16 protein-coding genes are annotated in these 12,109 nt (G+C 55.1%); 6 read left to right on the forward strand and 10 right to left on the reverse strand.

All coding sequences use genetic code 11. The features are described 5' to 3' along the window. Positions 1–288 precede the first annotated feature (288 nt). The 3 genes from CKO42_RS28285 to CKO42_RS14775 all read left to right on the forward strand — a co-directional run bounded on the left by CKO42_RS28285 (position 289) and on the right by CKO42_RS14775 (position 1,137). Positions 289–417, forward strand: coding sequence for an MBL fold metallo-hydrolase RNA specificity domain-containing protein (locus CKO42_RS28285; protein ID WP_338034925.1), 129 nt, complete (start codon positions 289–291; stop codon positions 415–417). A 178-nt stretch (positions 418–595) separates the two neighbouring features. Next, positions 596–841 carry a type II toxin-antitoxin system ParD family antitoxin gene (locus tag CKO42_RS14770; protein WP_200245525.1) on the forward strand — a complete coding sequence of 82 codons (246 nt, stop codon included), beginning with the start codon at positions 596–598 and terminating at the stop codon, positions 839–841. After that, complete coding sequence (locus CKO42_RS14775; RefSeq protein WP_200245528.1) at positions 838–1,137, forward strand: type II toxin-antitoxin system RelE/ParE family toxin; 300 nt, start codon at positions 838–840, stop codon at positions 1,135–1,137. Before CKO42_RS14770 ends, CKO42_RS14775 begins: the two co-directional genes overlap by 4 nt. Before the next feature lie 290 nt (positions 1,138–1,427). Here the strand turns inward: CKO42_RS14775 and CKO42_RS28730 are convergent, their stop codons facing one another. The 10 genes from CKO42_RS28730 to CKO42_RS14820 all read right to left on the reverse strand — a co-directional run bounded on the left by CKO42_RS28730 (position 1,428) and on the right by CKO42_RS14820 (position 8,706). Next, positions 1,428–1,622 (reverse strand): VapC50 family PIN domain-containing toxin, encoded by a 195-nt coding sequence (locus CKO42_RS28730; protein WP_242479405.1) that lies wholly within the window; start codon positions 1,620–1,622, stop codon positions 1,428–1,430. Further along, the gene (locus tag CKO42_RS14780) at positions 1,591–1,905 is read right to left on the reverse strand and encodes a hypothetical protein (RefSeq protein WP_242479406.1); all 315 of its coding nucleotides are present in this window, start codon (positions 1,903–1,905) and stop codon (positions 1,591–1,593) included. The genes CKO42_RS28730 and CKO42_RS14780 overlap by 32 nt, the downstream gene beginning before the upstream one ends. After that, positions 1,906–2,370 (reverse strand): helix-turn-helix domain-containing protein, encoded by a 465-nt coding sequence (locus CKO42_RS14785; RefSeq protein WP_200245530.1) that lies wholly within the window; start codon positions 2,368–2,370, stop codon positions 1,906–1,908. A 165-nt stretch (positions 2,371–2,535) separates the two neighbouring features. Then, complete coding sequence (locus tag CKO42_RS14790; RefSeq protein WP_200245532.1) at positions 2,536–2,802, reverse strand: transposase; 267 nt, start codon at positions 2,800–2,802, stop codon at positions 2,536–2,538. A 38-nt stretch (positions 2,803–2,840) separates the two neighbouring features. Further along, complete coding sequence (locus CKO42_RS14795; protein ID WP_200245534.1) at positions 2,841–3,191, reverse strand: HVO_A0114 family putative DNA-binding protein; 351 nt, start codon at positions 3,189–3,191, stop codon at positions 2,841–2,843. After that, the gene (locus CKO42_RS14800; RefSeq protein WP_200245536.1) at positions 3,188–3,553 is read right to left on the reverse strand and encodes a toxin-antitoxin system TumE family protein; all 366 of its coding nucleotides are present in this window, start codon (positions 3,551–3,553) and stop codon (positions 3,188–3,190) included. The genes CKO42_RS14795 and CKO42_RS14800 overlap by 4 nt, the downstream gene beginning before the upstream one ends. Before the next feature lie 238 nt (positions 3,554–3,791). Then, positions 3,792–4,133: a hypothetical protein gene (locus CKO42_RS14805; protein WP_242479407.1), complete on the reverse strand. Its 342-nt coding sequence runs from the start codon at positions 4,131–4,133 to the stop codon at positions 3,792–3,794. 95 nt (positions 4,134–4,228) lie between these two features. Further along, entirely contained in the window at positions 4,229–6,106 is a 1,878-nt protein-coding gene (asnB, locus tag CKO42_RS14810) for an asparagine synthase (glutamine-hydrolyzing) (protein ID WP_200245538.1), read from the reverse strand. 6 nt (positions 6,107–6,112) lie between these two features. Continuing rightward, complete coding sequence (xrtA, locus tag CKO42_RS14815; RefSeq protein ID WP_200245539.1) at positions 6,113–7,612, reverse strand: exosortase A; 1,500 nt, start codon at positions 7,610–7,612, stop codon at positions 6,113–6,115. After that, the gene (locus CKO42_RS14820) at positions 7,609–8,706 is read right to left on the reverse strand and encodes a GNAT family N-acetyltransferase (RefSeq protein WP_200245541.1); all 1,098 of its coding nucleotides are present in this window, start codon (positions 8,704–8,706) and stop codon (positions 7,609–7,611) included. Before CKO42_RS14820 ends, xrtA begins: the two co-directional genes overlap by 4 nt. A gap of 46 nt (positions 8,707–8,752) precedes the next feature. Here CKO42_RS14820 and CKO42_RS14825 point away from each other — a divergent pair, with 46 nt between their 5' ends. From CKO42_RS14825 to CKO42_RS14835, 3 genes are all read left to right on the forward strand, one after another. Then, positions 8,753–9,538, forward strand: a complete 786-nt coding sequence (locus CKO42_RS14825; protein ID WP_200245543.1) for an ElyC/SanA/YdcF family protein — start codon at positions 8,753–8,755, stop codon at positions 9,536–9,538. After that, positions 9,535–10,650: a glycosyltransferase gene (locus tag CKO42_RS14830; protein WP_200245545.1), complete on the forward strand. Its 1,116-nt coding sequence runs from the start codon at positions 9,535–9,537 to the stop codon at positions 10,648–10,650. Before CKO42_RS14825 ends, CKO42_RS14830 begins: the two co-directional genes overlap by 4 nt. A gap of 72 nt (positions 10,651–10,722) precedes the next feature. After that, positions 10,723–11,955, forward strand: coding sequence for a TIGR03087 family PEP-CTERM/XrtA system glycosyltransferase (locus CKO42_RS14835; protein ID WP_200245547.1), 1,233 nt, complete (start codon positions 10,723–10,725; stop codon positions 11,953–11,955). The last annotated feature ends 154 nt before the right edge of the window (positions 11,956–12,109 follow it).

A 12,109-nucleotide genomic window follows, 5' to 3' on the forward strand; every position in this document is an offset into this window, starting at 1 on the left:
CGTGATGGCCCGGTCTTTGTGAGTCTCTGTCATTGGTCTGCTCCGCTACCTTGGTTGACGATGGGTTCTCATCATCGCTTATTGTGCCCGCTCGGGGTGTGTTGGAGGAGCGGGGCGGACCATTCCATTACTGTTGAAGTGGATGATGGGCGCTGTGCTGGCGGGGATCGTTTCGCTGATCATCAAGGCCCTGCTCTGACCAGCGCCAAACTGGCATTCGTTGACTACCCGGCCTAGGGCAGGCCCGGGCGAGACATTCAGCGCTACGGCCCGTGCGGAGGCTATGTCATGCTCGACGGCGAGTGCTACGCCATCCGCGCCCAGATCCACAGTATCGGTGGGTACTCAGCCCATGCCGACCAGTGGGATTTTATCGAGTTTGTCACCGGCATTCCCAGGGTGCCGTCTACACGATGATGTCAGTCTGCGCCAACCCGGTGATCAGCTTCGACATCGCCTGGGTGTTGGCGCAGCGCGAGACGGGGCGGCTGGGCGAGCAGGCGCGTGAGCGGGCGGTATATGAAGCGATGTAGTTTGTTTAGTAGCTTGACAATATTTGGCAAAGATTGCCAACCTCGTCCCCGGAGGTGATCTTATGGCAACCATGAACATTTCTTTGCCGGATGCGATGAAGGCCTGGGTCGATCAATGCTCGCGCTCAGGTCGCTACAGCAATGTAAGCGATTACGTTCGGGATCTGATACGTCGCGATCAGGAGCGTGCTGCAAAGATTGTCGAGCTACAAAGCCTCATTGACGAGGCACTGGCCGCTGGTGAAGGGCGGCGATCCATGGAGGCGGTCGAAGCCGAGGCGCTCGCAAGGCTTGCGAATATCAAGTGAATCCGTATGTTCTCAGTGAACTGGCCGAGGAGGACTTGATCCAGATTTACGTCACAGGTGCGATGGACTTTGGGCTTGAGCAAGCCAAGCGCTACCACCGAAAACTGTATCAGGCCTTTAATTTTTTAGCCGACAACCCGTTTGCCGGGCCAGAGCGCTCGGAGCTGCGTCCTGCATGCCGCATTCACCCGGTCGGTTCGCATATCCTGATTTACACCATTCGGCCAAACGACATCTACATTCTGCGCGTGCGACATGGACATGAAGATTGGCTGCGCGAGGCGGTTCGCTTGTGACGACCGAAAGCGCGGCGCCGAGTCCCTGTTCTTCGACGACCTCCGCCGGCTTGATTCGGCGTTAACAAAAAAGTGGCATGATAGGGTTTTTTTAACAAAAACCTTGGCCTTTGAAGAAAAAATGGGTTGCCTCGGCTACCAATCGCTCTGCGAACGCTTCCAGCTCACGGCATTTCCGTGAGGTCTGCAAGCGGGTTTTTCGAGCTGATTGGTGGCAAGGAAGGCTGCTCAACCCCATCAGCTTTCGGGGACCCGTTCAATTCCCGAAACGGGAATTGAACCCGCGTCCGTCAGATCACTACCTTCCACTCCCGTAACTGGCCGACGGTCTGTGTCAGTCCCTGCTTGAGCAGCGTGTCCAGGTATTCGTCGACCGTCTTGGGCGGGTTCTTCAGCGATCGGCGATGGTTGGCAGCCGCCTCGCATACTCGGGCGGCGTGCAGATCCAGTAGATCAAAGATGAAGTCGTCTGGGTGCTGCCACATGCCGATCATCGGCGTCCGGCAACTCGATAGACGGGATCAGATGCTCGAAGCCGGTGATCAGGCTATCGCGGACATGAGCGTTCATCAGCGACCGCGTCCGCTCCAGGTCTTCCGCCTTCAGGTCCGGCCGTTGCTTCAGAACGTTATGCGTCCACTCGTCGTGGATCCTGTCCGTCCAACGCGCCCGGTACAGATCGGTCAGTGCCAGGCGCATCAGCAGGTCGCGCAACGGTGCCGGGTAGAGTACGCACGCGTCATAGATGACGGTAAAGTTCGAACTCATTCAGTCGTACCCCATCTCGAGCGCCTGGGCTTGCTCGGCCAATGCATCAAGGGCCTTGCTGCGCTCAGCGTCGATCCGCTCCTTGTACGCGATCACATCCTGGTAGCGGACGCGACGGTGCGTTCCGGTTTTGTGGAACGGGATCTCGCCGCGCTCCAACAACTGCACGAGGAAGGGCCGCGAGACGTTGAGCATGTCCGCTGCGTCCTGGGTCGTCAGTTCGGCGTGGATCGGGATGATGTTGACCGCGTTGCCCTCACCGATTTCGGTCAGGACGTCGACGAGCAGTCGCAACGCCGACACCGGGACGCGGACCGGATGAGACGCGCCCTTGTCGTCGAAGATCTCGAACTGCTGAGCTTCCGCGCGGGTCTGCAGGAAGGCGGACAACGCCCGACCGCTCTCGCGAGCGATGGCAACTTCTTCGGCCGTCGGCAACGAATGGGTGAGAGAGAGTGTAGTCATGGCAGCCTCCTGGGAGCTTCAAGCAGCATCATGAGGCGGAGTATAACCAAAATAAACGAATAATCGAAATATCCGAAACAGGATGGTCTTTCCGGGCGGGTCGCTATGTCCGCGTCCTGGGCTTTTTGTGGGAGGCCTTCAACGGCCACGAGGTAGAAATACCGGTCAATCGCAAAAGATGTCTTCGAGTGTGGGGGCCTCTAAGGCGCGCTCGAACCAGAGGGCTAGCGTCTCGGCGTCGGCGGTTTCAAGACGCTGGTGGATCGACTCGGAGGGCTCGCCGAAACGTTTTGTTAACAGCTGCCGTAGTAAACGGGCTTCGCCCTTAGCTTCACCGCGGGCTTCGCCAATGGCTTCACCCTGGCGCAGAAAGCGCTCGGCAAAACCGCTGATTGCGGTGGCTTCCGGCGCGTGCTCTTGTTGGTAGATCATGCGCTGTGGGCCAGGTAGCGGTTCATGGGGCATTAGGCTTATGCCGTCAGAATCCGAAACTCGGTTGCTTTGGCAATGGGGCGCACATGGCGCTTTTCGCGCTGCATATCGACAATGCCATAGTTCGACAAGGTCTTGAGTGTACGAGACAGGTTGCTGGGTTTGCGCCCGGTGGCCTCGGCCAGCGCTGTAATCGACTCCGGCTGAGTTTCGCTGATGACCTTCAGCAGCGCTCGGTTCTCATCGCTCAACACTTCGGCCAGCGACTTCATCGAGGTGAACCAGACCTTGGGCTCACCGGGTTTGGGCCGGTACTCACCCCGGGCGATGGCCAGCATCCGTGCACGGATTTTCTCCTGCGGCATGATTCCGATCACAATGGCCTTCATCGTTGTTGAACCTCCAGCAGCACGCGATCCACGTCCGCGAAAAAATCTGTCAGCAGTTGGTGGGCATCCTGGAATTCGTAGGGCACGCCTTTGTCCGAGCGGTGGCGGTGCTTGTGATCAAAGGTCAGGATGCGCCCGGCATATTTGAACGTCCTCGGTGGCTTAACCGCATGCGCATTGTCATAACCGAGGATGCGCTGCCCGGATGGCTCGTGGAGCGTCAGCGCGTAGCGAATGCCGTGCGGGATTTGGTTTGTCGGCTCAACCCGCCATGCCTCGATCTTAAGCCAATACCCCTGGCCTTGCTCGATGACCTGATCGTGCAGGTCAAGCAGGGTGTCGATTCCAGAATCCTCACGCATGCCCTAGCGTATCATTCAGGGGATCGTCTCGCTGATCATCAAGGCACTGCTCTGACCAGCGCCAAACTGGCCTTCGTCGGCTCCCAGGCCAAGGGCATCCTTGGGCGAGACATCCAAGGTACGGCCCGGGCGGAGGCGATGTCATGCTCGACGGCGAGCGCTACGCCATCCGCTCGACTATCAGCGGAATGCTCTCGGCTATTTCAAAGCGAAGTGGGCGGTGGGCTACGGCAGCTTGTTAGGCCATTTCTGCCAATTTTTGAGCGATACCTCTACCATAGGTCGATGGTGGCAATGGCTTTCCTTCTTTTTTCCATAAATCCAACCATTCATCTACTATTTCACAAAGCTCCGAATAAACTTCTCTTTCATTTTCCCCATGACAGCATGGGCCAATAACACCAGGGCATTCACCAATGAAACATTGATCTTCATCCGACCACTCAACAATTTTTAAATATTTTGCACTTCCTTTCATTGTTTTGCTTCTCGAGTCTTTTGCTTCACTTCCTTTTCCTCCACGATTTATGAACCCTGATTTCTGCAGATCGTTCAGTAATGCTCGAATTTTACGAGGCATGATTTATTATGTGGATTAGCATGGAATCTGCCTAGTTGGCCCAGACTGCGCGTCGAGCCGTTCACAGCCCATGCGCCGCAGAAGCCTAGCAAAATTCAGGTCATGTATTCCTGCCACCAGAGTTGAAACATGAGCAGGCTCCATAGGATCGCGCCGTGGTCGTGGGTGCGGGCTTGGTGCTGGCTCCACAATTCGCGGATGCGTTCGATGTTGAAGTAGCGGGGGAGGCCGTCTTGGGCCTTGAGGAGCTTGTCTTCGGCGAGGCTGCGTAAATCCTGGCGAAACCAGTCTGCGAGTGGCGGGGAAAAGCCCATCTTGCGGCGGTCGAGGATGGCCTCGGGTAGGTCTGGCTTGAAGACGGCTTTGAGGATGCGTTTTTTCTCGCCCTCATGGAACTTGAGCGCTGACGGCAGATGGCCGGCAAATTCGATGAGCTGGTAGTCGAGCAGCGGCGCGCGGACCTCTAGGGAGTGGGCCATGCTCATGCGGTCGACCTTGACGAGGATGTCGCCCGGCAGAAAGGTCTTGATGTCGGTGTAGAGGATGCGTGAGAGGTGGTCTGGCCCATCACAGCGCCGGTAGACGTCGATGACCTGGGTACTCGGGTGGTAGTCGGAAAGACGTTGTTGGGTGTCTTCGCTGGCAATGCGCTGCCATTGTGCATCGGTGATCTGGGCATTGGAGAGATAAAAGCCCATGGCCGGTTCCGTGGCTAAGGCTGACAAGAGCGTGCCCGCGCGACGGAGCAGTCTGACAGGGGTGCGGTGCAGGAGTGAGGCGATGGCTGGCAGCAGCTTGTGCCGTATGACGGTCGGTACGCGCTCGCGCCAGCGGTTTTCGATGGCGTCGATGGCGTATTTTTCATAGCCGGCGAAGACTTCATCACCACCATCACCGGCCAGCGCGACGCTGACTTGTTGGCGGGCCAGTTTTGAGACGAAATAGGTGGGGACTAAAGACGCGTCGGCGAAGGGTTCGTCGAAGTAGCGGGCAATCTCATGCAGGTTCTCTGCAACCTGCTGGTTGACGACGTATTCATGGTGATCCGTCGCGTATGCTTGGGCGACGATCTGGGCAAATTCAGTCTCGTTAAAGCGTTTTTCGTCGAAACCGATCGAGCAGGTGGTGACCGGACGCTCGCTCTGTTGGGCCATGGTGGCGACGATGCCGCTGGAATCGATCCCACCAGAGAGGAAGGCGCCGAGCGGTACGTCGGCGACCATGCGCCGTCGGGTGGCGGCATTGATTTGCTCGCGCAACTGACCGATGGCTTGGTCTGCGTCGATGCCGTTGGTTGCGAAGGAGAGATCCCAGTACTCTGCTTTGCGATGGCCGCTGGCCGTGATTTCCAGCCAGTGACCCGGTTCGAGCTTGAATACCCCTTCGAAGATGGTTTTTGGGTCTGGGACATATTGGAAGGCGAAGTAATCGCGCAGCGCATCGAGGCGTATGGTCCGATTGACTAGGTTTGCCGCGAGCAAGGCCTTGATCTCTGAGGCGAAGGCGATGTCGCCGTCAATGAGGCTGTAGTAGAGTGGTTTCTTGCCGATGCGGTCACGTGCCAGGAATAAGCGCTCTTCTTCGCGATCCCAGAGCGCGAAGGCGAACATGCCGTTTAGGTCAGCAAGACAGTCTTTTCCTTTTTGGGCGTAGAGCGCGAGAATGACTTCCGTATCTGTCTGGGTGCGGAATGGGTATCCGTCTTTTGCCAGGGCTTCGCGCAATTCGAGGAAGTTGTAGATCTCGCCGTTAAAGACAAGCACGTAGCGGCCACAATGGGAATGCATCGGCTGGTTGCCGGCCGCGGAGAGGTCGATGATCGAGAGGCGGCGGTGATGTAATCCAACCGAGCCTTGGAGATAGCTGCCCTGCGCGTCGGGGCCGCGGTGGCGGATGGCCTCACCCATCCGCGTAAGGGTGTCATGGTCACCGAGGGGGCGATGGAATTGGGTGAAACCTGCAATGCCGCACATGTTGAATCACTCAAACACTTGTGTCTCGAGACTGGTCTTAAAGCGCTTGAGCCGGTCTCTTGCGGCCGCGGCACTCTCCCCTGCGTCTGTCGCAAGGGTCATCATTGAGGCATCACGTCGGCCGCTGAGCAAGTGGCTAAACAACTGTTTGAGCTTTGCCTCAACGGAACTACTCGCGGCTTGATTGCCGACACGATACCAACTCCAGACCATGATCTTTTCATTTTGCTTTCTGAGCTCGGTTTCTTGGATGCTTTGGCGACCATGGCGACTGGTTCTGCTGGCGATGATTTTCCAGTCTCCATCGTAGGGATCTGATAGCCGGTTAAGCGAGGAGGCCGCTTCGGCGCCATCGCGTTGATAACGGAAGAAACCGATGTCGACCCGCACGGTATCGGTGTCAGCACCTGTTTCTGCCTGGGTGTCATTGCCGTAAATGACGTCCACATGCTGGTCTGGATTATTGAAAATAGGCGCCCAGTCAAAGCCGATTGTCTCTCGTTCGCCCCAGTCTCCGAGTTGGCTGGGGATTTCCACATACTGTGGTATGAAGTCTTCCGTTGGTGGTGCCACGAGAGAAGCTGTAACCAGTTTGGTCGCTACCAACAGGGCGGAAAATAAGACGACCACCTGCCAACTGATGTTGTTGGAGCGACTGGGGGGCGGTGCAGGCTTGTCATCAGAGAACGAGGGTTCTGGTTGCGGGTCTCGCCAGAAGCTGCCGATATAGAACATGAGAAAGATAACAATACCGAAAAACACCCATCCGTATAGCAGGTGGTCTGCTCCGACGGCATATTTCATGCCGCTAAGATGTCCGATCATTACGATCATGTAGGCTCGCAATCCGTTGGCGATGATGGGAACAGCGATGGCGAACAGGAAGAAGATGATCCGTTTGTAGAAGCTGTTGTAACTGAGGTAGGCGTAGATGGTACCCAGGGCGAGCGATGCGATGAGATAGCGGACGCCGCTGCACTCTTCGACCACCGACCAGTTGCCCGAGGGCAGGGTGAAATAGAGTCCATCCTGATAAACCGGGACGCCGGATAGTCGAATCAATTCGACGGTAAAGTAGGCGGTAAAATCCATCAGCGGAGGGATGAGCTCCTGACCGAGAGGAACCGCGAATATCAGGTAACCGATAGGGAAGAGGGCCGCACTGAGGACGCGCGGGCCCAGCAGCGCCCAGACCGAAAGCGGGATCAGCGTGATCAGGGCCAGTTGTTGAGCGATCTTGACGTCAACCAGGGCACCTAACATCCAAAGGCCGATCACGGGCAGTGCCAGCACTAATGCCATAGGCGTGCTGCACAGCGGGGCTTGATTGATCTGCTGCCTATTTTGCCAGATTAGCCACAGCGAAATCGGAAAAACGATAAAACCATGTGTGAAGGTTTCATTGGTAGCCCAGACTTGGGCCATTGAGAATGTGGTGCCAAAGAAGACCGCTGGGATCAGCAGGATTAGGCCAATCAGTAGGGAGGTATTGTCGAGCTTAGTCATCGGCTGTCTGTCCCGAAGGAAATGAGACGATCTTTTAGCGATCGGGCCAGATTTTCTATGAAAAAGCGTGGCCGCGGTCTTTGAATGAGAAAACTGTCGAGATTCTGTGTGAGAGTGCCGAGTTGTTGTTTGTACTGGCTATGGCCTCCCATGAAATCATACACTTGTAATCCTCTGGCGATGAAATATTCGATGGCCAGTTGATGAGCTAAAAGGCCTGGCTTGAGCTTGGGGTTGTTGTCATAGTTCAGCCCCTGGAGATAAAAGTAGGCCGTCGTGTTGTCGATTAGGAAATAGAGCACACCGATGAGGTGGTTACCGGCGGTGATACTCAATATTGCAGTTTTGCCTGATGCGAAAGTAGAGCGAATGAGGTGCTCATGAAAGCGCACAAACTCGGCGTTGTTGAAGCCGCTGTCACTCCACCGCGTCTTGTGAAGGGACCCGGCCAAATGAAATAGGGTGATCGCACGCTCCTCGGTAGCCGCGATTTCGAGGGAGATGTTACCATGCTGCATCCTGTAGTCACGCGCCGATCTTCGGATCTGGTAGCGCGTGTTGGGGGACAGGCTGGGCATGTACTTGGCTGGATCACGACCGAACGGCGACAAGCTGACAGCATAGGCCGGCGCCGTCATCAGGATTCGGCTTCGGTGAAAGCAGCGCTGCACTTGTTTGGTGCGGTTGCGGGGCATCATGGAGATGATGAGCTCGTCCCAGTCTGTCAGCGACGCCAATGTTTTCAGGCACGCGCTGACTGCGGCGGCTCTGTGTTGCTCAGAAACGAGAAAGTCGTTGTACTCTATCCAGATTTGATCTTGACTTTGGATGCCGGTTTGGTGAAGCCGCAGCTGCCGCGCGCCGATCAGCTTTCGCCGCTTGACGTAGGAACGCGTCAATAGGCCGACGCAGACGGCTTGCTGGCCACAATAGCCGGTGAGCTGCAGGCATTGCGGATTGTAGGTCTCGAGCCAGATTGAAATCCACGGCCAGGTCAGGAAAAACGGGGCATCATGGACCGTGGCCTGAACCGAGGTCCAAGTATCCTTCAATTGATCGGTGTTTTTGAGGTCCGTGATTTTTGCGGTGTACAAGGTCGGCGGCCTCGGTCGTGTGAGCGGATACGCGGGAGGTTCTTGAGTGGCGATCATCAAGGGTATTGTAGTCACCCTTTGCTCCCCGTTGGTCATCGCGGGCCTGTTTTTTGTCCTGGGGTTTTTGTTTGGTTTAGCGCACCGTGCCCTTGCCCGTATGATGAGCTATGGGATCGCTGTCAGCGTATTGTTTATCTTCTCCCAGCACTATTTCACTGACCTGCTACTGTATCCGCTTGAGTATATGAATCGCGTCGAGCCTGAACTAGAATATGCGAAATCATTTATTTATCCATTAGCCTGCTATTACTCCGACAAGGGAGACGTTCCGGAGATCAGTCGTTGGGCTGAATGCTCGTTGCAGCGATTAACCGCGGCGGCGCGGCTTTATCATCAGTATCAGGGTAAGATCTTGGTCACCGGTGGGAAAAACAATTCTCATAAAAACGTGAGTTATGCGGAAAAGGCGGCAGCGCTTTTGGTTTCCCTTGGTGTCAGGAAGCAGGATATCATGTTGATTGAGCGTGGTGGCACTACTGCTGGGGAAATTACTGCTGCAATGGCGTTCTTGAAAGATCGGCCGACACTGATTATTTCATCTGCCACCCATATTCGACGAATCAGGCTGCTCGTGGATAATCGCCAGAATGTTTCTTTCTACCCTGTCGATTTTATCAGTTTAGGAAACCTGACGCCAAGGCTTGAGATTCCCTCGATCCTTGCGCTCGAGGCAGCGCGCCGAGCATTTTACGAATATATTGCACTTGCCAAAGATTATTACATGCGAAGACAACAGACTGCCGCTGATCAAGAGAGTGTCGCCTACCAATGAAGGTTCTCCATGTTACTTTCGACATGCGGATTGGTGGCACGGAGATGGTCATCAAGGCCATTATTGAAGGTTTTGCGCAAGCTGATCCGGACGTTGATTTTTCTTTGTTCTGTATAGAACATCCGCTAGGACCATGGGGGCAAGAGCTGGCGAGCAAAGGTATTGCGATAGAAAGCTATCGTCGGCATCCGGGTTTCGACTGGACCCTGATACGACGTATTCGTCGCCTTGTTCAGGCGCAAGCGATTGATGTTCTACATTGTCATCAATATACCCCTTGGGTGTATGGGCTCATTGCATCCCTGGGTACAGGGGCTAGGGTTATTTTTACCGAGCATGGGCGTTTTTATCCCGATTCACGCCGCTGGAAACGGACGTTGCTGAATCCATGGTTTGCGCGTCTAACCTCTGCGATCACGGCGATTTCAGGTTCGACCAAGCAGGCGTTGGTCGATTATGAGGCGATCAAGCCTGAAGACGTTGTTGTGATTTACAACGGGATCGCTCAGCTATACTCAGATAACGAGGAGGTTCGGAATATTCGTGCGCGCTATGGTTTAGACGAACGTCATTTTCTGTTTGGAACCGTTTCCCGTTTCGATCCGATTAAGAATCAGACGATGATGCTCAGGGCCTTTTCTCGGGTCGTTGCTGAGCATGCTGATGCCCGATTGCTCTTAGTCGGGGATGGCGAGGAGCGAATGCGTTTGGAAACGCTCGTGCACGCATTGGGTCTGGATGAGCGCGTGTTTTTTACTGGCTATATCACTGACCCTGTCAATTATATCGCAGCCATGGATATCTTTTTGCTGTCTTCTCTGAGTGAGGGGACCTCGATGACCCTGTTGGAGGCGATGAGTCTTGGCAAGCCTTGTGTCGTCACTGATGCGGGTGGTAATGCCGAGGTCGTTGCTCGGGCTGAGAATGGGATAGTGACGCCGAATGACGATGAGATGGCGTTTGCGACTGCGATGAAGCAGATGGTGGAGCAACCGGATCTCCGCGAGGCATTTTCGCGCGGAGCCTTTGTTCGCTTTAATCGGCAGTTTTCAGTCGAGCACATGGTCAAGGCATACGATGCGCTGTACAAGGATGTTGTCTCCAGACGATGAAGAGGCTGTTAACCTAAAGATGACCCGAGTGTCAGATGACCCGCGTGTCGGCTGTCGACTTGTTGGGCAGTGGTGAACGATTTGAATATTGTTTATTTGGCGCATAGAGTTCCTTACCCGCCCAACAAGGGTGAGAAGTTGCGAACATATCACCAAATCAAGGATTTTGTTGCCAATGGTGCTCAGGTCACTGTTCTCTGTACGGTGGAGACCGACCTGGATATTGCTTACTGCGAGCAACTCGAACGGATGCATCCTGTATGCCAGGTACGTTATCATCGCGCGAGCTCAAGGCTTATCCGTTATTTTCGCGCCTTTGTTGTTAACTGTGCCATCAGTGAGTCTTTTTTTTACTCCAGTCAGTTGCTGAAAGACTTGCAGGGCAGCCTCTCAACGACTTCAGTGGATGCCATCCTCTGTACTGCGTCAAGTATGGCGCCTTATATCGATAAGAGTCGTCGTTATTTGTCATCAAAGACGCTAACGATTATGGATTTTATGGATCTGGATTCTTATAAATGGCAACAGTATGCTGATCATGCTGGGTTAGTCATGGCGTCTGTCTATCAACGCGAAGCTGAGAAGGTCGCTGCGCTCGAAAAGGCAGTGGCAGAGCGCTTTGATGCAGCACTGCTGGTGGCGGAGCCCGAGACAGCGTTGTTTCGAGCCTCTCAACCCCAAGCGAAATGCAGGATCTTGACCGTTGGCAATGGGATCGACGGTCATGAGTTTTCGCCGGCAGTGTCGCCGATGGAGCTTGCGCCTCCACGATTGTTGTTCGTGGGCGTGATGGACTATGCACCCAATGTTGATGCGGTGCTGTGGTTCTATGAGCATGTTTGGGCCGCAGTGAGAAGACGCTGGCCTGGAGCGACGTTCACCATTGCGGGGATGAATCCGACGCCTGCTATTCAAGCGCTGGCTCGGGACGAGGGCATCCGCGTGACCGGGTATGTTGATGAGATTTTGCCGTACTTTCAGCAGTCGACTTTGTTTGTGGCGCCCTTTCGCATCGCGCGCGGGCTGCAAAACAAAATCCTGCAAGCAATGGCCTGTGGTTTGCCGGTGATCGCAACGACGGTTGGTGCAGAGGGCATCGCAGCTGACGACAGCGTCGATATTCTCATCGCGGACTCTGCAGCGCGCTACTTGCAAACCATTGAGGCGTTGACGACGCATCCTCTCAGGTACGCTGCGGTTCGTCGCGAAGCGCTTGCAACCATCCGTCGGGTTTATTCTTGGCATCAACAATTGGCACCGCTGCGCGCATTGATTGGGTTAGAAGCGTCCGGGGCAAGCGCTTGACTCAGGTTACTGTGAGCGGTTGGCTGGGTGTGTTGTCGCTTGGGTGAAAAATGTGCGAAAGTTAGGTCGACAATCTACCGGCTCGTTGTGCATCTGCTTGCGATGGAGTCTCATTTGCTCCCATTGATTCCGAATGTTTTGCGATCTGCGCGTT

Source organism: Lamprobacter modestohalophilus (assembly GCF_016583905.1).
GTDB lineage: Bacteria > Pseudomonadota > Gammaproteobacteria > Chromatiales > Chromatiaceae > Lamprobacter > Lamprobacter modestohalophilus.